Source organism: Solibacillus sp. FSL W8-0372, assembly GCF_037969735.1.
Taxonomy (GTDB): domain Bacteria; phylum Bacillota; class Bacilli; order Bacillales_A; family Planococcaceae; genus Solibacillus; species Solibacillus faecavium.
This window is the reverse complement of the sequence record NZ_CP150204.1, coordinates 2,282,967-2,303,682: the sequence shown is the minus strand read 5'-3', so window position 1 is coordinate 2,303,682 and position 20,716 is coordinate 2,282,967. Positions and strand designations below refer to the sequence as shown.

Genomic DNA, 20,716 nt, shown 5'->3' with positions numbered 1-20,716 from the left:
TATAAAAATTGTAGTAACGACGCAGGTTTGACAGGAAAAACTGTTGGATATTGGAAGACTATTTTATATGGTTATAATTCAGAATTCGTTTAAAAAATAGGAATGAATGAATGGATAAGAGGAAATAATGTTTATATACAGTTAATTTAAATTGATCTATAAATAATGGAATTTAATTCTGACAATAAAGAAAATTAAGACTTTATCCATATTTATGTAAATAGATTGCAATTCACTTTATAAACGAATATTATATATAAGTTGTTTAAAAATGTTCGTGTTTTGAAAGAGGGATGCAAATGTTTCAATTAAAAGAGAATGGGACTACCGTAAAGCGTGAATTGTTTGCGGGATTGACAACTTTTTTAACGATGGCTTATGTCATTATTGTCAATCCGATTATTTTATCAGCTGCCGGTGTTCCAATTGACCAAGTATTTATGGCGACTATTATCGCCGCTGTTATCGGAACAGGGTGGATGGCGCTTTGTGCAAATTATCCAATAGCTGTTGCACCAGGGATGGGATTAAATGCATATTTCACCTACACAGTTGTCCTAACGTCAAATGGAGAAATTAGCTATACGACAGCATTTGCTGCTGTATTTGTTGCAGGTTTAATATTTATTATTATTAGCTTAACACCGTTTCGTGAAAAGCTTATCATTGCTATACCGGAAAATTTAAAATTAGCCATTACAGCGGGTATTGGACTTTTCATAGCATTTATTGGTTTTAGAATGTCAGGGATTGTTATAGCTAACGATTCAAACTTAGTTGGATTTGGTGATGTAACTAATCCTGCAACTTTACTGACTTTTGTCGGGTTATTCGTAACAGTTGCATTAATGGCTCGGAAAGTAAATGGCGCAATTTTTATCGGGATGATTGTGACAGCAATTATTGCGTGGTTCACAGGTCAGCTAACGATCGATAAAGTTGTGGCCCTTCCTCATCTACCGGAAGGGATCATTGTATTTGATCCGGTAACTGCCATAAAAGAAGTATTTGAATATGGATTATACGGCGTTGTATTTTCATTTATTTTAGTTACATTATTTGATACAACAGGAACCTTAATCGGTGTTTCGAAGCAAGCAGGATTATTGAAGGATGGGAAGTTACCTCGTGCACGCAAAGCGCTTATTTCTGATTCACTGGCTACAACAGTTGGTGCGATGTTCGGTACTAGCCCTTCAACAGCGTATTTGGAATCAGGCTCTGGTGTAGCTGTTGGTGGCCGTACAGGTTTAACGGCGTTAACAGTTGCTGTACTATTTATCTTCGCTTCATTTTTCGGTCCACTTGTCAGCTCCTTATCTGGTGTTGCGGCAATTACGTCACCGGCGCTGATTATTGTAGGAAGTCTAATGATTAGTGTTGTAAAGCACATAAATTGGGATGAAATAGAAGATGCATTTCCTGCGTTTTTAGTTATTTTATCGATGCCGTTAACTTCAAGCATTTCAACAGGGATTGCTTTAGGATTTATCAGTTATCCACTTATTATGCTAATTAAAGGTCGTGGACGTGCAGTACATCCACTTGTTTATATATTTGCGATTTTATTTGTATTACAGTTAGCTTATTTACCACACTAAATTTAAGAAAAGTGTTGTTTCTTTTGAAACAACACTTTTTTGTTTTTGAAATACAATTTCTTACCATTATTTAATTGGATTTAATTCACTTAAAATTGAGTACATTTTTTTTACGTTTCTCTAAATACTAACAAAGAGTAAATTAATGAAGGAAGTGATAATGTGTCAAGAAAGAGAATTAAAAGAATTGCGTTTATTTCATTTTTAGTCCTTTTATTTTTATTTGCGGCATTCTATGTTTTCCACACCCTCGGGGCAACGAATGCAAAATCTTTAGAAAAGGGACGCCAGTATTATGAGGAGACAGGACATATTATTTGGGATATAAAAACAGATGAAAAAGTTGTTGCACTTACATTTGATGATGGGCCACACCCAAAGTATACTGAGCAGATCTTGGATTTGCTCGAACAATATGAAGCGAAGGGAACTTTTTTCATCGTGGGACAGCACGCTGAAAAAACTCCCGAAGTTGTGCTTCGCATGTCTGAAGAAGGACATGAAATTGCAAATCACACATTTACCCATCCGAATTCAAAATCAGTCTCCCGCATTGTAGAGGAAATTAATCAAACATCCGATGTTATTTTTAGTATTACGGGAGAAAAGCCAAATTTATTTCGACCAGTTGAAGGATACTATACGGAGGATATTGTAAATGAAGTCGTAAAAAACGGCTATAAGATTGTGATGTGGTCTTGGCATCAGGATACGGAAGACTGGAAAGAACCAGGTGTTAATAAAATTGTCAACACAGTGTTAAAAGGACTAAAGAATGGCGATGTCATATTGTTTCATGATGGTGGAGGAAATCGGGAGCAAACGGTAAAATCATTAGAGAAAATCCTGCCGGAACTTAAAGAAGACGGATATAAATTTATTACGATTTCCCAAATGCTTCATTTACAAAATGAAGAAAAGCACCAAATTGTAGAGGAGTGAGGGAAATATGTACCGACTTGCAATAATTGTTTCGACCGCATTCTTATGGACTTTTACACCAATAGCACAAGCATCTTCGGAAGCCGGTAATCCACCGACGAAAGAGGAATTGGTGCAAAAAAGAATGAGTTATTATATGAAGCACGAAAATGTATTGATGCCATGGTATTATTTAGCGGCCGTTGATCAATTTGAGCGCAATATCCAGGAGGTTCGAACGGATATACCGATACGCGAATCGGTCATTGCTATTCAATTTTCAGATGAATTTTGGTCCGGGGCTTTGAATCCAGCCGAAAATGATACATCACCACTTTCCATTGCCTATTTTAAAGGGTTGGGAATTGATGGTGATGGGGACGGAATTGCGGATAAACAGAATGATGAGGATGTATTGCTATCAATGGCCAACTATTTAAGACAGTATGGCTACGGTGAGGATAATTTTAAATTGGCTTTATGGGATTATTATAAAAATGAAATATCGGTCAATCAAATAGTTGTATTGGCGAAATTGTATGAGAAGTTTAGAACAATTGAACTGGACCAGCATACGTTTCCAATCATGCTTGGAGCAGACTATAGTTATAGAGGTACATGGGGAGCCAATCGAGGATGGGGTGGAAGGCGAAACCATGAAGGAACGGATATATTTGCTCCTTACAATACCCCTGTACTTTCTGCTTCCTATGGTGTAGTGGAAGTGATGGGATGGAATCAATTTGGAGGTTGGCGTATTGGCATTCGAGATAATCATAATTCATATCACTACTATGCACACCTAGGCTCTTTTGAAAAAGGCTTACAGGAAGGTGATATTGTAAAAACTGGACAAGTTATAGGATATGTTGGAAGTACTGGGTACGGAAAAGAAGGTACAGCAGGGAAATTTCCTCCGCATCTCCATTATGGAATTTATAAATTCAATGGGCGGACAGAATGGGCGTTTGATCCTTATCCTGCCCTTACTAAATGGGAAAAAGAAGCGAAAAACGCCAAAAAATAAAGCGGTGGAAGTTCATTATACTTATTATTTACACCCTTCCTTACCTATAAAAGTAACGGTACTAAAAGAAAATTTCTGAATAGACTAGACAATCTTTGCTTTTATAGATAGGGGAAATAAAATGAAAAAATGGATTATTTACTTCTTTATAAGTGTAAGCATTTTATCGGGTTGCCAACCGAATTTGCAGGCAAAGGATAAGGGAGATAATGAAAAAAATAAACCAGTTTTGGACGTAGTAACCGATTTCCAGTTATCTACTTCTGAAATCGCTGCGGGGGAACAACAGTTCATCTATCCTGTTGTGATTACTTTAATTGATCCGAGAACTTTACAAATTGTTAAATCTTTTTCTCCTCAATTGCTTGGTTTCGGGGTGGATGATAAATTGTACCAAAACAAAGTTGAAGAAATAGCAAGGAAGTTGGCTAGAGGTACGAAGGATATCCCTGGATATGATCAACAAATGGAATTGGATAGAGTGGACGTTAACGGTGATATTGTCAAAGGGAATCCGGGAATCCTTTTAAAGGAAAGTGAATTAGTGGAAAAAATAATTGCTTCTTCATATAAAGGCGAAGATATTTTTTTGCCCTTATATTTGCTAGAGAGTAATTATAACGCTGAGGACATTCCCTTAATGAATGATGTTACTGTTGCTTCATTTACAACATATTTCTCCTCGTCTGAAACAGGGAGAAGCAGAAATATCGAGCTTTCCGCAAATGCGCTCGACAACATAATAGTAGGGGATGGGGACACCTTCTCATTCAATACAATGGTTGGTGAACGATCGGTGTCAAAGGGCTACCAACCGGCCCCGGAAATTATCAATAAGCAGCTTGTAATGGGTATTGGCGGAGGGATTTGCCAAACGTCATCCACATTATTCAATGCGGTGGATCAACTTGGAGTTAAAATGAAAGAAAGGCACCATCATTCTCTAAACATCGGCTATGTTCCCACCGGTAGAGACGCAACGGTTTCATATGGTACCTTGGATTTTAAATTCCAAAATAATAGCGGGGCGCCGTTTTTAATTAGAACGTTTTATTCGAAAAACACGCTTACCATTGAAATACGGACTACACATCAATATAAGGAAGTATTAAAAAAGTCTTAATATATGGGCTGCTCTCAACTCGGGAGTAGCTTTTTATTTTGTCACCGGTGTACCTTGATGAAAAAACATACGCCATGTTCCATTTTCATTGCGCCAAAGTGAGCTTCGATTTTGTTGTTTACCATTTGTTAGATTTATTGTGATGAACCTTGTTTGAACTATATCGTCCGTAAGTAGTAGCGCTTCAAAGTCAGTGACGTCATAATAGATTTTGTTAATACCTTGTTCGGTTACATTTTCAAGTAGAAATTTTTTATCCATAATGCCACCAGAGGAACCAAATTCTTTGAAATCTTCGCTTAAATAAGCTGTAAAATCACGCTTACGGTAAAGCATGAGCTGTTGTTCTAACTGTAAAAACTGTTCCTTTAATGATTTCATTACGATACCTCCGTTTTAATGCTGAATAGTTGAGCATATTGTTTGTAAGGAAATAATACGAATTTATGAACTGATAATCAAGATATAAAACGGGAAAAGACTAAAAATTCCGGAAATCTTATTGTATTAGTCAAACCATTTCACTACATGGTATGATTTTGATTTAATGTTATAAAGAAGGTGAAGATATGTGGGAATCGATTAAATGGTTAATACCGTCTGTTACTGTACCTACATTACCAGATGCATTAGCTGCTGCTGCGATTTTAATCGTTGGTATACTTATCATCCGATTAATTATTCGCCCGCTTCTATTTAAAATAGCGGATTTGTTAAATAAAAAAGGTCATCCGGTAATGAGTGATATTGCAAAGAGCGTATATCCATCATTACGTAATGCGCTTATTTTCAGTTTAATTGTAATAGCAGTATCGCTTTTAGTGGAAGTATGGCTATTTGACAATGAAAAGCTAAGTATTTATATTGATTCGGTTTATGTGTTTTTTGCATTTTATGCACTTTATGATGTGTTAAGTTTTTATTTGAAAAATCCACATCGTTTTGAAACGGGGAAAGACCAGGATATTTTAACACCATTTTTCTTGCGGATTAGTAAAGTTGCTGTTATGACTATTGCAATGTTTACAATTGCTTCATTGTGGAATTTTAATTTAAATGGGTTTTTAACAGCACTTGGATTAACCGGGGTAGCGCTGGCTTTTGGTATTCGTGATACACTGGCTCATATTTTTGGCGGGATGAGTGTTGCGCTAGATAAACCATTTCAAGTTGGCGATTGGGTAATGTCCAGTGACGAAAAAATTGATGGGACAATTGAAGATATTAATTTACGAAGTACTCTTATTCAGACGTCCGATAAAGGTCTCGTCTATGTACCGAACTCCTATTTGGTGAATCGCCCTATATACAATTTATCAAAACGCACACAGCGGAAAGTAGAGCATTACTTATTTCTTTCAAATGACAATAGCGAGGAGACAATTGTTAAGTTCATTGAAAGATTACGTAAGCAGATTTCACTGCATCCGAAGACATCAAAAAATGTCATCCATGTAGCAATGGATGAGCTTAGGCCGAATAGTTGTCGTATTCTCATCCGTTATTTTGTCGATACGAATGACTCGGAGATTATGCTGAAAGTAAGACAGGATATATTATTTGCTGCAAAGCATTATTGTGAGGAGTACGACGTTAAACTAGTAGACCCAAACCAGGGGCAATTTGTTTGGAATGACTGAGAATAAACATTCCTGTTAGAAAAAGTGGCGTATCCATTCTACATGAAGTGTATAATTGTAGTATACTGAACATAAGGATTTAAAGTAAAAGCGTTAGAAATCCATTAGTTTACATAAGAGAGGATGTATCGCAAATGGCTGAGAAACAACATGTAGCATTTGTTCAACCTACACCAGTTGGCAAAGAAGAGCTAGGAAAGATTGAAGTAGCGCCAGAAGTAATTGAAGTAATTGCAGGTATAGCTGCAACAGAAGTAGAAGGAATCGCAGCAACACGCGGAAATTTCGCATCAGGTGTTGCCGAGCGTTTCGGTAAAAAAGTACATTCTAAAGGGATTAAATCGGCTATGTCAGAAGAGGGTAATATTGTCATCGATGTCTTCTGCAGTGTGAAATATGGCTTTGCGATTCCAAAAGTAGCAAAAGATGTACAAACAACGATTCGTCAAGCTATTCTAAATATGACAGCTATTGAAACGAGTGAAGTGAATATCCATATTACGGGTGTTCAGTTCGAAAACACAAAAGACGCAGAATAATAATATGCACCAAGTGACCGAGCTTATTTTCCAATAAAGCTCGGTTTTTTGTTGTGCACGTCCAAATATGCATTGTTGAACTCATTTTTTCCTGCTTTTATGAATTTATGTGTAGGGACAGGGTAAAAATAGGGTATAGAATAACAGTTTTGTATAGTTAGGAGGAAACGTTAATGGGAAACTTTTCAGCAACAGCTAGAGAACAAATGAAAAAAGTATTCCAAGAAGAAACGTTTGATCTTTTTGTGATAGGAGGCGGCATTACAGGGGCAGGTATTGCGCTTGATGCTGCAACACGAGGATTGAAGGTAGGATTGGCAGAAATGCAAGATTTTGCAGAAGGAACGAGTAGCCGTTCAACGAAGCTTGTGCATGGAGGATTGCGCTATTTGAAGCAATTTGAAATTAAGGAAGTAGCACAACTAGGACGTGAAAGAGCAATTGTATATGAAAATGGGCCTCATGTGACGACACCTGTATGGATGCTGCTGCCGTTTCACAAAGGTGGGACGTTCGGTACATTCTCAACGGCGCTTGGTTTGAAAGTATACGATATTTTAGCGAGCGTTAAAAAGGATGAAAGAAGATTTATGCTTTCTGCAGATGAGACTATTGCCCGCGAACCACTTATTAAAAAGGATGGTTTACTTGGAGGGGGAGTCTATGTGGAATATCGAACAGACGATTCCCGGCTTACAATTGAAGTGATGAAGGCGGCAGCCGCTAATGGAGCAATGGCAATGAATTATTTGAAAGTGGTTGGATTTGAATCAACTAACTTAGCCTTTTCCACAGTAAAGGTAGAAGATCAATTAACGGGTGACCAATATGCCATTAAAGCAAAGAAGGTAGTAAATGCGGCAGGTCCTTGGGTGGATGACGTACGAAAATTAGATGGAGAGTTCAATAATAAACACCTTATTTTATCGAAAGGTGTCCATCTTGTTTTTGACGAGGAAGATTTCCCATTACAGCAGGCAATTTATTTTGATACGGAAAATGACGGAAGAATGATTTTTGCGATTCCCCGTGATGGAAAAACTTATGTAGGGACAACGGATACTTTTTATGATGGTGATCCAAAGGATATGGATATTACAAAAGAAGACCGTCAATATATTTTGGATGCGATTCATTATATGTTCCCTCAATTGCAAATAACTGAAGAAAAAATAGAGTCCGCTTGGGCAGGTGTCCGACCACTTATTCATGAAGAAGGGAAAGCTCCTTCCGAAATTTCAAGGAAAGATGAAATATGGCAGTCTGAAAGCGGGCTTATTACCATTGCCGGTGGGAAACTGACAGGTTACCGGAAAATGGCTGAAAAAATTGTGGACTTAGTTGTTTCACAGCTAAATGAGGAATATCAGCAGTCATACGGGAAGTCCATTACAAAGAACCTCCCTATTTCAGGCGGGGATATGAGTGGCTCTAAATATTTTGAACGATTTGTCAGTAAGCGTACTATAATGGGACAGCAATATGGGTTAACAGAAGATCAAAGCCGCTATTTAGCGAAGTTTTACGGAACGAATGTCGATAAGGTATTTCATTATATCTCACAGGCTAAAGGAGATTTACCGCCCATTGTATATGGTCAGCTTTATTATGCGATGAATGAGGAATTTGCATGTACCCCTACAGACTTCTTTATTCGCAGAACGGGTGCGCTACTATTTAATATAGATTTGGTAAGACGCTATAAAGAAACCGTAATAAATGAAATGGCCGAATATTTGAACTGGACAGAAAATCAAAAGCAGTACCAAATACAACAACTCGAAAACGAACTAAAAAACGTAACAATATCCAACAAATAGAGGTGGAGTGAATGTCGACATTTTTAGCTGAACTCGTAGGTACGATGATATTAATTGTATTAGGTGGTGGAGTTGTTGCCGGCTCTTTGTTAAAATTTTCTAAAGCCGAAAATGGCGGTTGGGTCCTCATTACGATTGCCTGGGGTTTTGCTGTGGCAATTGCAGCATACACTGTTGGAGGGATTAGCGGTGCTCATATAAATCCGGCATTAACTATTGCGTTCGCGACAATTGGCGAATTACCATGGACTGATGTTCCGATGTATATACTTGCTCAATTAATAGGCGCTATCATTGGGGCAGTGATTGTTTACTTTGCGTATTTGCCGCATTGGTCAAAAACAGAAGATGCAGATGCCAAGCTATCCGTATTCGCAACAATACCCGCTATTCGTCACCCCTTATCAAATATTGTTACGGAAATGATTGGCACGTTCATATTATTGTTAGGGATTTTGGCGCTCGGTGGCAATTCACTGGCAGATGGAATTAATCCACTGCTTGTAGGGATAATTGTTATGGCTATTGGTATGAGTTTAGGTGGACCTACTGGATATGCAATAAATCCGGCACGTGATTTAGGTCCACGTATTGCCCATTTTTTACTGCCCATTCCAAATAAGAGAGACTCAGATTGGTCATATGCTTTTGTACCAATTTTCGGTCCGATTATAGGAGGGGTAACAGGCGCATTATTTTACAAACAATTCTTTTTGAATGAAAGTACAGTGACATTTTGGGTATTTGCTGCATTGTTTATTGTCATTTGTATTGCAGCTTTCATTACACAACCGAAATCCACTACAAAGGAGATTACATGATGGAAAAATATATTATGTCATTGGATCAGGGTACGACAAGCTCGCGTGCCATTTTGTTCAACAAAAAAGGAGAGATTGTTCATGTAGCACAACAGGAATTCAGACAGTACTTTCCGAAATCAGGATGGGTTGAACATAATGCAAAGGAAATCTGGAGTTCAATCTTAGCTGTAATTGCGAAAGTGCTTTCCGAAAATAATATAAAGTCTACCCAAATTGAAGGGGTCGGTATTACAAACCAACGTGAGACGACTGTTGTATGGGATAAACATACAGGGGAACCGGTCTATAATGCGATTGTGTGGCAATCACGCCAAACTGTAGGAATTTGCGATGAATTAAGAGAAGCCGGACACGATACTCTTTTCCGCGATAAGACCGGACTTCTTTTGGATGCTTATTTTTCCGGAACAAAAGTGAAATGGATTTTGGATAATGTAGAAGGTGCAAGGGAAAAAGCAGAAGCGGGCGACCTATTATTCGGAACGATAGATACATGGATTATATGGCAGCTGACAGAAGGTGCGGTTCATGTAACGGACTATTCGAATGCTTCCCGTACTTTAATGTACAATATTTATGAACTGAAGTGGGATGAACAGCTTCTTGAAATATTAGGTGTACCACAATCGATGCTACCTGAAGTCAAACCGTCCTCTGAAGTATACGGAGTAATTTCCGGTAATCACTTCTTCGGTCATCAAGTGCCGATTGCGGGTATAGCGGGTGATCAGCAGGCTGCTTTATTCGGTCAGACCTGTTATGAGAAGGGTATGGTGAAAAACACATACGGTACTGGATGCTTTATGCTTATGAATACCGGAGAAGAAGCGGTGAAATCAGAACATGGACTGTTAACAACGATTGCTTGGGGCTACGACGGGAAAGTAACATATGCACTAGAAGGAAGTATTTTTGTGGCAGGTTCAGCTATCCAGTGGTTACGCGATGGTCTGCGTATGTTCAGGAAATCTTCTGAAAGCGAAGCATATGCCAAGCGAGTGGAAGATACGGAAGGTGTCTATGTCGTACCCGCATTTGTAGGATTGGGAACCCCTTATTGGGATAGCGAAGTGCGCGGAGCTGTATTTGGTTTGACTCGTGGAACATCGAAGGAACACTTTATTCGTGCAACATTGGAATCGCTCGCTTACCAAACACGTGATGTACTGTCGGCGATGGAATCCGATTCAATGATTAAACTAAAAATGCTGCGAGTAGATGGTGGTGCTGTAATGAATGACTTTTTAATGCAGTTTCAATCCGATATACTCAACGTGCCGGTTGAGCGCCCTTCAATAAATGAGACTACCGCACTTGGCGCAGCCTACTTGGCCGGTTTAGCTGTCGGATTCTGGGAAAATACTGACGAAGTCCAACAACATAGACAGCTCGATCGTCAATTCGAACCTAAAATGGATGAAGAAAAACGTGAAAAGTTATTTACCGGCTGGCATAAAGCAATAAAAGCTGCCCAGGCATTTAAATAAGGGGCTGTCAGTCTCATACCTTTTACGAATTATGCTATAATATGTCATAGTCTAGTTGAGGAGTTAATAAACATGAGTAAAGATTATATTCGTATGGCAAATGAAGAGGATTTAACCTTAATAACCGCCTACTTTAAACAAGCATTAGCGCATTATGAAGAGGTAGGGGAGTTAATGGCGATGCAGGACATCCGATATTTCCTGGAAAATATGGAGCATTTTCAGTTCTTTGTACTAAAGGAATCGATAGAGCAAATTACTTACCTATTTGAATTCCCAGGTTCGGAAAACGACAAGCGTGAAACCGGTACACTGATGATTCCGCTTCAGAACAATTAGTAATTTAAAATCTTGTATATAAAGTATAGGAACGACATGTTGTTTTACTTAAACATGTCGTTTTTTTAGCGCAAATTTCACCATTTTAAGATAGTTTACACAAATCTCTTTTTACCGCCAAAAAATTTCGGTCAAACTGTGCTATGCCTTGCAAAATATGCTATGATAACAAGTAATGCTACTTATGAAGGAGAGCTTTAATTTATGAAACGAACAGAGGCGCGCCAAAAAGCGTTGCAAGCTTTGTTTCAGTTAGACAGCACAGAACTTTCAATAGAAGAGGCGATTGGTCATGTTCTTGAAGAAGAACAAAAATCGAATGCCTTTTTAGAACAATTAGTTCGTGGGACAACTGAAAACTTGGAAGCAATTGACCAAGCGCTAGAAAAAAACTTGGAAAAATGGACGATTAGCCGTCTACCAAAAATTGAGAGAACTGTACTGCGATTAGCCGTATACGAATTATTGTATGAGGCAGAAACACCAAACAAAGTTGTAATGAATGAAGCAATTGAGCTTTGCAAAACATTCAGTGACGAAAAATCAAGCAAGTTCGTCAATGGTGTACTTTCGAAATTTACTGAGCAATAAATCAATAAATGTATACAAATCTATAAAGATTAATATATGAGATTTAAATTGGTTGGTTGTCAATAATTTTGGTGACCTTCCAAATTGTCGTGATCACTGGAAGGAGTAACAACATGTCAAGTATAATTATCAATGGTAAAGAAATCGGTCAGGAAATTCGAACAGGAGTTGCGGCACGTGTCCAAGTGCTTAAAGCAAAAGGGGTAACACCTGGATTAGCAGTTATTTTAGTGGGGGATAACCCGGCTTCAAAAACATATGTTGCCAACAAGCAAAAGTCTTGTGAGCAAATTGGTATGTTTTCAGACTTAATCAAACTCCCGGAAGATATTTCCGAACAAGCTTTACTTCAACAAATTCGTGAATTAAACAATCGTAAAGATATTCACGGTATTCTTGTTCAACTCCCTTTACCGAAGCATATCGATGAAGATAAAGTTATCCAAACAATTTCCCCGGAAAAAGACGTGGACGGTTTCTCGCCGATTAGCGTAGGGAAAATGATGTTAGGACAGGATACATACTTGCCATGTACACCTTACGGGGTGATGAAATTACTTGAACACTCCGGAATTGATGTTGCCGGAAAGCATGCGGTCATCGTAGGTCGTAGCCATATCGTTGGGAAGCCAATGGGGCAACTACTACTGCAAAAAGATGCAACCGTTACATATACTCATTCAAAAACACCTGATTTGCCATCTTTCACGAAACAAGCGGATATTTTAATCGCAGCAGTTGGCCGTGCGAACTTTATTACAAGTGAGCACATTAAAGAAGGTGCGGTTATTATTGATGTTGGGATTAACCGTGATGAAGAAAATCATTTATGCGGAGACGTGAACTTTGATGATGTTCAGGGAATCGCTTCTCATATTACACCAGTGCCAGGCGGTGTAGGTCCAATGACAATTACAATGCTATTGGAAAATACAGTGCAGGCAGCTGAAAAAGAGTTAGAACGTCAAGCGGAATAATCTAACTTCAAAAATCACGATTTTGACGTAGATCAAAATCGTGTTTTTTCGCTTAAATAGGCAATAATTAAATATAATAATGAGTTGAATGTTACTTTGTAGACTCATCACTGTGAAAAAACTTTGTCCATAAAAGGCATAAAAAAACAAAATTATTGAAATATCCTATCGTAAAGGAGCAGTACGTATATGACTTCGACTTCTTATTTATCCGTAAAAGCATTAACGAAATATATTAAACGAAAATTTGATGCCGATCCCCATTTACGTGATGTGTATGTAACGGGGGAGCTTTCGAATGTAAAAGTACATAGTTCAGGTCATATTTATTTTACGTTAAAAGACGATAGTGCACGTATAACATCTACAATGTTCCGTACACAAGCTTCCAAACTTTCGTTTAAACCTGAAGAGGGGATGAAAGTATTCATACGTGGAGATGTCAACGTATATGAGGCAAGCGGTGTATATCAATTATATGCCCAAACGATGGAGCCAGATGGAATTGGTGGTCTTTTCGTTGCCTTTAATCAATTGAAGGAACGACTTCAAAAAGAAGGATTGTTCAATCAAAATTTTAAACAGCCGATTCCACAATATCCAAAAACGATCGGGGTTTTAACAGCTACTACCGGTGCAGCAATTCGGGACATTTGTACGACGATTAAACGACGCTATCCACAGGCGGAAATATTAATTTACCCAACGCTTGTTCAAGGGGCTGGGGCAGCGCCAAAAATTACAGAAAATATCTATTTGGCGAATCGGCATGCTCTTTGTGATGTTCTTATTGTCGGACGTGGTGGTGGATCAATTGAGGACTTATGGGCATTTAATGAAGAAATCGTGGCGCGGGCCATCTTTGAAAGCCGCATTCCAATCATTAGTGCTGTAGGACATGAAACAGATACGACGATTGCGGATTTTGTCGCGGATTTACGTGCTCCTACTCCAACGGCGGCAGCAGAACTGGCTGTACCTAATCAGCAGCAGCTTTATCAGCAAATTTTACATCATCAATCAATTCTCCATCAAATGATGACATCGCGTCTCAATTTTGAGCGTAATCGATTAACAAAATTACAAAATTCTTATCCACTTGCAACACCTGAGCGATTATATCGTCCTTTTATTGAAAGACTGGCCCAAACGGATGCTGCACTGCAAAATGCAACAAAGCTATATTTGCTGAATGAAAAATCAAAGCTACAAACGATCGACAGTAAAATGAAGCTACATTCGCCGAGTTATCAGTTATCGGCAGCGAAACAGCAATTGAGCCATCAAACAGAGCTATTGACGCAGCGAATGCAGCAGCAACTCGTACAAAGCAAAGTCGCTTTTACTAACCAATTGCGTATGCTGGAGGCATTAAATCCACTCGCTCTTATGAGTAAGGGCTTTAGCGTAGCATATAAAGAGGAAAACGTAGTAAAATCAATTCATGAGTTAGAAAAAGGCGACACTCTTCATGTAACGTTTCAAGACGGATTTGCAGAAGCAAAGGTCGAAAAAAAGCATGTGAATAAGGATGGGGAAGTAAAGTGACAAAACCAACATTTGCGACAGCAATGACAGAACTGGAAGAAGTAGTACGCAAGCTTGAGCAAGGTGACGTGCCTTTAGAAGAAGCAATCGATCTATATAAAAAAGGTATGGAACTTTCCAAGCTGTGCCATGACACACTTCAAAGTGCAGAACAGCAATTAATTTCAATCGTTGGAGAAGATGGTGAAAAGAAAGCTTTCCAACAGGGAAATGGAGAAGACTAACTAATGGAAAACGCGTTAAAACAATTTACCTTGCAAAATATTCCACAAATTGAAGCGACGATGTATAAGCTTGTTGAAAAAATTCAGGCACCTGCCCATTTAAAAGAATCAATGCTTTACTCATTAAAAGCAGGCGGAAAACGAATTCGTCCATTATTTGTTGCAGCGGTTTGTGAAATGTATAATCAACCACTGGAAGCAAGCTATACAGTTGGCTCAGCAGTTGAAATGATTCATACGTACTCTTTAATCCATGATGACTTGCCTTGTATGGATGATGATGATTTACGTCGTGGTAAACCTACGAACCATGTTGTGTATGGAGAAGCATTAGCAACTTTGGCAGGAGATGCATTAAATACAATTGCGTTTGGTGTCATTGCTCGGCTGAACGATATTCCTGCTGAAAAACGAATTGAACTAATAAATTTATTAAGTGTTGCTGCAGGTGCAGAAGGAATGGTCGGCGGACAGATTTTGGATATGGATGGCGAAAAACGTCTACTAAATTTACAGGAGCTCGAAACAGTTCATGTAAATAAAACAGGTGCATTATTACGCTTCAGTATCGAATCAGGTGCAGTTTTAGCAGGTGCTAGTGAGTCAGATCGACAAGCTTTAGTCGAATATGCACACCATATTGGTTTAGCGTTCCAAATCCAGGATGACATTTTAGATATTGAGGGAACTTCAGAACAGCTAGGTAAAACAGCAGGTAAAGATATTGTAAGTGAGAAAAGTACATACCCTGCATTACTAACGTTAGAAGGGGCAAAAAACAAACTTAATGAGCATTACGACCTGGCAATTGAAGCATTAAGAAAAATCGACATTGATACTTCCTTACTTCAACAATTTGCGCAATATATTGTGAGACGTAATAACTAAAATGTGTTAAACTTTTTTCTTGGGTTGTACATTGATATAATAGAAAAATCACAAAGGTGAATAAACTGATGAAAAGGTGCGTGTAGAGATGGATTTAACTAAAATTTCTAGTCCATCCTTTTTAAAAGACTTGAATAAAAAGCAACTAGAAGCGCTGGCAGGCGAAATTCGCGCTTTTCTAATCGAAAAATGTTCAATAACTGGTGGTCATATTGGCCCTAATTTAGGCGTAGTTGAGCTGACGATTGCATTGCATAAAGCTTTTAATAGTCCAAAGGATAAATTTTTATGGGATGTTGGACACCAGGCATATGTCCACAAAATTTTAACAGGTCGGGCGAGCCAATTTGACACTTTACGTCAATTTAAAGGGCTATGCGGTTTTCCAAAGCTTGTTGAAAGTGAACACGATATGTGGGAAACAGGGCATAGTTCTACATCTTTATCTGCAGCGATGGGTATGGCAGCAGCTAGGGATATTAAAGGGGACAAAAACTTTGTTGTTCCGATTATTGGTGATGGTGCTTTAACAGGTGGTATGGCGCTAGAAGCACTGAACCATATTGGGCATGAAAAAACAAATATGATTGTCATTTTAAACGACAATGAAATGTCGATTGCACCAAACGTCGGAGCACTTCATGACGTATTGGGCAGACTTCGTACTGCAAAGGAATATTCTCGTGCTAAAGAGGACTTGGAATCATTAATCAATAAAATTCCTATGGTCGGAGGTAAATTGGCAGCGACTGCAGAACGTGTAAAAGATAGCTTAAAATATTTGGTTGTTTCAGGTGTTTTCTTTGAAGAATTAGGATTCAAATATTTAGGTCCGATCGATGGTCATGATTTTGAAGCATTGGAAAAAACATTAGAATATGCAAAGAAAGTTCAAGGTCCTGTTCTCGTGCATGTCATTACGAAAAAAGGTAAAGGCTACAAACCTGCAGAAGATGATACAGTCGGTACTTGGCACGGAACTGGCCCATATAAAATGGAAACAGGTGCATTCGTAAAATCTGCCTCTAAAGGTCCTGCATGGAGTAGTTTAGTAGCGGAATCGGTTCGTAAATGCATGAAAGAGGATAACCGTATTGTGACAATTACACCAGCAATGCCGGTTGGATCGAAGCTTGAAGGGATTCAACGTGACTTCCCGAATCGCTTCTTTGATGTCGGAATTGCAGAACAGCATGCAACGACAATGGCTGCGGGTCTTGCCACACAGCATATGAAACCGTTTTTATCGATTTATTCTACGTTCCTTCAGCGTGCGTATGACCAGGTCCTACATGATATAGCCCGTCCAAACCTGAACGTATTTATCGGAATTGATCGTGCAGGCTTAGTTGGAGCAGATGGTGAAACACACCAGGGCGTATTTGATGTTTCATTTTTACGTCATATCCCGAACATCGTATTAATGATGCCAAAGGATGAAAATGAAGGGCAACATATGGTGAAAACAGCACTAGAGTATAATGACGGGCCTATAGCTCTTCGTTATCCTCGCGGTAATGGCTATGGAGTAGAAATGGATGCAGAAATGAAAGCGTTGCCGATTGGATCATGGGAAGTATTGCGTGAAGGATCAGATGCCGTTATTTTAACATTCGGTACAACAATTCCAATGGCGTTACATGCGGCTGAATTATTGGCTGAGCAGGGTATTTCTGTTCGTGTTGTCAATGCACGTTTTATCAAGCCTATGGACGAAGTGATGCTGCATGAAATTATGCAGGCAAATCTACCAATTTTAACAATTGAAGAAACGATGTTGCAAGGTGGATTTGGTAGCGCAGTATTGGAATTTGCCTTTGATAAGCAATATCGAAATGTGGAGATTGAGCGTATCGGTATTCCGGACGAATTTATCGAACATGGTGAAGTAGATCTATTATTAGAAGAAATTAACGTGACGGCTGAAGAAGCGGTAAAACGCATTACACAGCTCGTACCGAATAAACAGTCGGATAGGGTTTAATATAGAATGACAAAGCAAAAAAAAGAACGGGTAGATGTAATGCTTGTAGAGCGCGGGTTGTGCGAAACTCGGGAAAAGGCAAAGCGCTCAATCATGGCTGGTCTTGTGTTTTCCAATGAAGTACGTATCGACAAAGCAGGGGAGAAAATTGAGGTTGACGCCCCGCTGCAAGTAAAAGGATCGCAATTAAAATATGTATCACGCGGTGGATTAAAACTTGAAAAGGCACTTGAAATTTTTGATTTATCCGTAGATGGCAAGCTTATGCTTGATATTGGTTCGTCAACAGGCGGCTTTACAGATTGCGCTTTACAAAACGGTGCCCGTCATTGTTATGCACTTGATGTGGGCTCGAATCAGCTAGCATGGAAAATTCGGTCGGATGAACGTGTGACGGTTATGGAAAAAACGAATTTCCGTTATACAAAACCGGAAGATTTAGTGGAAGGCTTACCGGATTTTGCAACAATCGATGTTTCCTTTATTTCCTTATCGCTTATTTTACCTGTTTTGAAAACGGTATTAATGCAAGGGGGCGATGTAATGGCCCTTGTAAAGCCCCAATTTGAAGCTGGTAGAGAAAACGTAGGGAAAAAAGGAATTGTCCGGGATCCGAAAGTCCACTTAGCTGTTTTAGAGGAAACCGCTAAAATGGCGACTGAAAATGGTTTTGTTGTTAAGGATGCATCATTCTCACCGATAACTGGTGGGGAAGGAAATATCGAATTTTTATTCCATTTGTATAACCCTCATGATGGTGAAGAAGTAGACGCATTTACAAGTTTTGATCAAGTCGTAAACGATGCACATACTAGTTTAAAATAATGAAAAGTACAAAATGGGTCGAAATGACTTATTTTGTGCTTTTTATTTTCAAAATAAAGCAATCTAAACTGAAGGAAAGGAGATAAATATGAAGCATTATTTCATAGGTTTGCTAAGTTTCATTGTACTTTTTACATTTCAAACGACCGCACAGGCTGTTAACGTGAATTTGCAATATAGTGGTGAAGCAGAGACAAATGGAAAACTAAGTGACTTAAATCAATATCCTGAATATTTTATCGGAACAGAAACGCGAAATACACAAATTATAATTCCCGATGAACCAACATTAATAATGCTTAATGCCGCACTTGAGCTGACAAATTACTTATCTAATATATCAGCTTACAATAAAGTGAAACTATTAAAAGAATCACAGGTAAAAGCCATTTTCGATGCAACTATTATTATTGGGCAAGAAAATCAATTTAAAAATGCATCATTTAATAAGTTAATCCGTAAAAGTAAAGTAAATGATGGTCTATCGCTTGAAATCCAGCCAATTACGTTACGTCAATCTACTAAAAATGTACTTGTCGTTACAGGCGGAGATGATGCTGAGTTTGAAAAAATAGCTGTATTAACAGAGGAAGCATTTATTCAGCAGTTATACGGCAGCCAATTAACCATTTCAAATATGCCAATAATAAAAAAAAGGACGGATTTAAATTTAATTACATTTAAAAATATGGGGATTCCGAGTATAACGTTAAGTGGTGAAAAAATGAGTTCAGATATATATTCTTATTATATACCTTACTATCCATTTATCGATATGAAGACTAGTATCCACCTACATTTGAAGATTTCTGAGATGATTCAATCGAGTCAAAAAGAGAAAGGTAACCCTTTGGAAGAATTGGTGCTTCTCGTCAACGATGTGCCTCATAGTATAAATTTACGTAAAGTAAAGACTGAGAGGAATGGCGATATTTTTGTTGATGTACCACTAAGTAAAGCGGTTTTTACAAAGTCAGCTTTCATACAGGTTCAGCTTACAGCAAATGGATTACTTAGTAATCCTGAAAAGTGGGTGTATATTGACGATTCAAGTACATTAAATTTCCATGTTGATAAGCAAACGGTTTCACAATTCACATTCCGCTTCTTCCCATTTCCTAAAATTGATGAATCTGTCACGATAGTTGTGCCTGATCAATTTCGCTGGTCCGATTTAATAACTGTTTACGAGTCACTTACTATTAATAATACTTTACCTAAGATTACACTTGTTAATACTGAGGATGTTAAAACTAACTTATTAGAAAATAGTCATGTAATTTTTATCGGTGGTAAAAAACAGCACAAACTGCTAAAGGATGAAGTATTGGCTGTTCATTACAATGGTAATGTTCCTGATTTAACAGAGCATGGTTTTTTCAATGTATCGGAATTTGCATTTATTCAAAACAATCCTTGGGATGAAGATTATGCCCTAGTAGTTTTTGATGCAGTTAATAGCACAGAACAATATGTGCCAAAGGAATTTGCTGCAAGTTTAAAAATTCTTGGGGACAATGCCAATATTGCAGTTAATGGCAGCGGTGGCAAACTTCATACTAATGAAGCGCAAGTAACTGAAAAAAACTTGATGCAAAAGCTTACAACCAACATGCTTGACAGTAAAAGTTTCTATCTGTTTTTCCTGTTCCTGTTTGCAGTCATTGCGTTAAATGTTTATGTATGGCGGAAACGGAAAAAGAAAAAATAATTAATAATAACCCAAACGCTTTTTGTATTTATACGAAAAGCGTTGTTTGTTTTGCAATTATAGGAAGAAGAAAATACCTGTAAAAAAGGATAATTGAACATATGTACTATTTTTTCTTGTATTTCTTTTATGCAAATGTTAGTGTAAATATACATATATTCTTATCTATTTTAATGAGGTGACTTTTGTGAACAAAGGACAGCGCCATATTCGTATACGCGATATTATTACAAATAATGAAATTGAAACACAGGATGATTTAGTCGATCATTTAAAAAACGCGGGCTACAATGTTACACAAGCTACCGTATCCCGTGATATTAAAGAACTGCATCTAGTTAAAGTTCCCCTGCAGGACGGGCGTTATAAATATAGTTTACCAGCCGATCAGAGATTCAATCCGATTCAAAAATTGCATCGATCATTGTCAGATGCATTCGTATCGATTGATGGAGCTTCACATTTTTTAGTAATGAAGACATTGCCGGGAAATGCCAATGCAATTGGATCCTTATTGGATCACTTAGATTGGACGGAAATTTTAGGAACAATCTGTGGTGATGATACAATCTTAATTATGTGCCGCACAGAAAATGATCGTGAAGAAATAAAAAATCGATTATTAGACATGCTGTAAACCGAGGTGG

At 38.1% G+C, this 20,716-nt stretch carries 20 protein-coding genes; 19 read left to right on the top strand and 1 reads right to left on the bottom strand.

All coding sequences use genetic code 11. The features are described 5' to 3' along the window. The first annotated feature begins 299 nt into the window (after positions 1 to 299). The 4 genes from MKY13_RS11570 (at position 300) to MKY13_RS11555 (ending at position 4,672) form a co-directional block, all read left to right on the top strand. Entirely contained in the window at positions 300 to 1,601 is a 1,302-nt protein-coding gene (locus tag MKY13_RS11570) for an NCS2 family permease (RefSeq protein WP_339212811.1), read from the top strand. A gap of 162 nt (positions 1,602 to 1,763) precedes the next feature. Continuing rightward, a complete protein-coding gene (locus tag MKY13_RS11565) occupies positions 1,764 to 2,543 on the top strand; it encodes a polysaccharide deacetylase family protein (protein ID WP_191700005.1) in 780 nt (259 codons plus the stop codon). A gap of 7 nt (positions 2,544 to 2,550) precedes the next feature. Beyond that, the gene (locus MKY13_RS11560) at positions 2,551 to 3,549 is read left to right on the top strand and encodes a M23 family metallopeptidase (protein ID WP_191700003.1); all 999 of its coding nucleotides are present in this window, start codon (positions 2,551 to 2,553) and stop codon (positions 3,547 to 3,549) included. Between the two features lie 121 nt (positions 3,550 to 3,670). Beyond that, the gene (locus tag MKY13_RS11555; protein WP_191700001.1) at positions 3,671 to 4,672 is read left to right on the top strand and encodes a VanW family protein; all 1,002 of its coding nucleotides are present in this window, start codon (positions 3,671 to 3,673) and stop codon (positions 4,670 to 4,672) included. A 33-nt stretch (positions 4,673 to 4,705) separates the two neighbouring features. Here the strand turns inward: MKY13_RS11555 and MKY13_RS11550 are convergent, their stop codons facing one another. Then, positions 4,706 to 5,053, bottom strand: a complete 348-nt coding sequence (locus MKY13_RS11550; RefSeq protein ID WP_191700000.1) for a DUF4440 domain-containing protein — start codon at positions 5,051 to 5,053, stop codon at positions 4,706 to 4,708. 188 nt (positions 5,054 to 5,241) lie between these two features. Between MKY13_RS11550 and MKY13_RS11545 the strand changes: the two genes are divergently transcribed. The 15 genes from MKY13_RS11545 (at position 5,242) to argR (ending at position 20,706) form a co-directional block, all read left to right on the top strand. After that, positions 5,242 to 6,312, top strand: a complete 1,071-nt coding sequence (locus MKY13_RS11545) for a mechanosensitive ion channel family protein (RefSeq protein WP_191699999.1) — start codon at positions 5,242 to 5,244, stop codon at positions 6,310 to 6,312. A gap of 134 nt (positions 6,313 to 6,446) precedes the next feature. Beyond that, positions 6,447 to 6,851 carry an Asp23/Gls24 family envelope stress response protein gene (locus MKY13_RS11540; protein ID WP_339212805.1) on the top strand — a complete coding sequence of 135 codons (405 nt, stop codon included), beginning with the start codon at positions 6,447 to 6,449 and terminating at the stop codon, positions 6,849 to 6,851. A 173-nt stretch (positions 6,852 to 7,024) separates the two neighbouring features. Beyond that, positions 7,025 to 8,671, top strand: a complete 1,647-nt coding sequence (locus MKY13_RS11535) for an FAD-dependent oxidoreductase (protein ID WP_191699996.1) — start codon at positions 7,025 to 7,027, stop codon at positions 8,669 to 8,671. Between the two features lie 11 nt (positions 8,672 to 8,682). Further along, entirely contained in the window at positions 8,683 to 9,492 is an 810-nt protein-coding gene (locus MKY13_RS11530) for an MIP/aquaporin family protein (protein ID WP_191699994.1), read from the top strand. Further along, entirely contained in the window at positions 9,492 to 10,982 is a 1,491-nt protein-coding gene (gene glpK / locus MKY13_RS11525; protein WP_339212801.1) for a glycerol kinase GlpK, read from the top strand. Before MKY13_RS11530 ends, glpK begins: the two co-directional genes overlap by 1 nt. Positions 10,983 to 11,054: 72 nt before the next feature. Continuing rightward, positions 11,055 to 11,321, top strand: coding sequence for an aminopeptidase (locus MKY13_RS11520; RefSeq protein ID WP_191699990.1), 267 nt, complete (start codon positions 11,055 to 11,057; stop codon positions 11,319 to 11,321). Positions 11,322 to 11,525: 204 nt separating this feature from the next. Next, on the top strand, positions 11,526 to 11,912 hold the full coding sequence (gene nusB / locus MKY13_RS11515; RefSeq protein ID WP_191699988.1) for a transcription antitermination factor NusB: 387 nt from the start codon (positions 11,526 to 11,528) through the stop codon (positions 11,910 to 11,912). 113 nt (positions 11,913 to 12,025) lie between these two features. Next, a complete protein-coding gene (gene folD, locus MKY13_RS11510; protein WP_191699987.1) occupies positions 12,026 to 12,889 on the top strand; it encodes a bifunctional methylenetetrahydrofolate dehydrogenase/methenyltetrahydrofolate cyclohydrolase FolD in 864 nt (287 codons plus the stop codon). 189 nt (positions 12,890 to 13,078) lie between these two features. Next, a complete protein-coding gene (gene xseA / locus MKY13_RS11505; protein ID WP_339212796.1) occupies positions 13,079 to 14,437 on the top strand; it encodes an exodeoxyribonuclease VII large subunit in 1,359 nt (452 codons plus the stop codon). After that, a complete protein-coding gene (gene xseB, locus MKY13_RS11500) occupies positions 14,434 to 14,661 on the top strand; it encodes an exodeoxyribonuclease VII small subunit (RefSeq protein WP_191699983.1) in 228 nt (75 codons plus the stop codon). Before xseA ends, xseB begins: the two co-directional genes overlap by 4 nt. 3 nt (positions 14,662 to 14,664) lie before the next feature. Then, on the top strand, positions 14,665 to 15,549 hold the full coding sequence (locus tag MKY13_RS11495) for a polyprenyl synthetase family protein (RefSeq protein WP_339212793.1): 885 nt from the start codon (positions 14,665 to 14,667) through the stop codon (positions 15,547 to 15,549). Between the two features lie 88 nt (positions 15,550 to 15,637). Then, positions 15,638 to 17,533 (top strand): 1-deoxy-D-xylulose-5-phosphate synthase, encoded by a 1,896-nt coding sequence (gene dxs, locus MKY13_RS11490; RefSeq protein ID WP_191699979.1) that lies wholly within the window; start codon positions 15,638 to 15,640, stop codon positions 17,531 to 17,533. A gap of 6 nt (positions 17,534 to 17,539) precedes the next feature. Beyond that, a complete protein-coding gene (locus MKY13_RS11485) occupies positions 17,540 to 18,358 on the top strand; it encodes a TlyA family RNA methyltransferase (RefSeq protein ID WP_191699978.1) in 819 nt (272 codons plus the stop codon). Between the two features lie 88 nt (positions 18,359 to 18,446). Continuing rightward, positions 18,447 to 20,069 (top strand): hypothetical protein, encoded by a 1,623-nt coding sequence (locus MKY13_RS11480; RefSeq protein WP_339212790.1) that lies wholly within the window; start codon positions 18,447 to 18,449, stop codon positions 20,067 to 20,069. Positions 20,070 to 20,256: 187 nt separating this feature from the next. Further along, a complete protein-coding gene (argR, locus tag MKY13_RS11475; protein ID WP_191699975.1) occupies positions 20,257 to 20,706 on the top strand; it encodes a transcriptional regulator ArgR in 450 nt (149 codons plus the stop codon). The last annotated feature ends 10 nt before the right edge of the window (positions 20,707 to 20,716 follow it).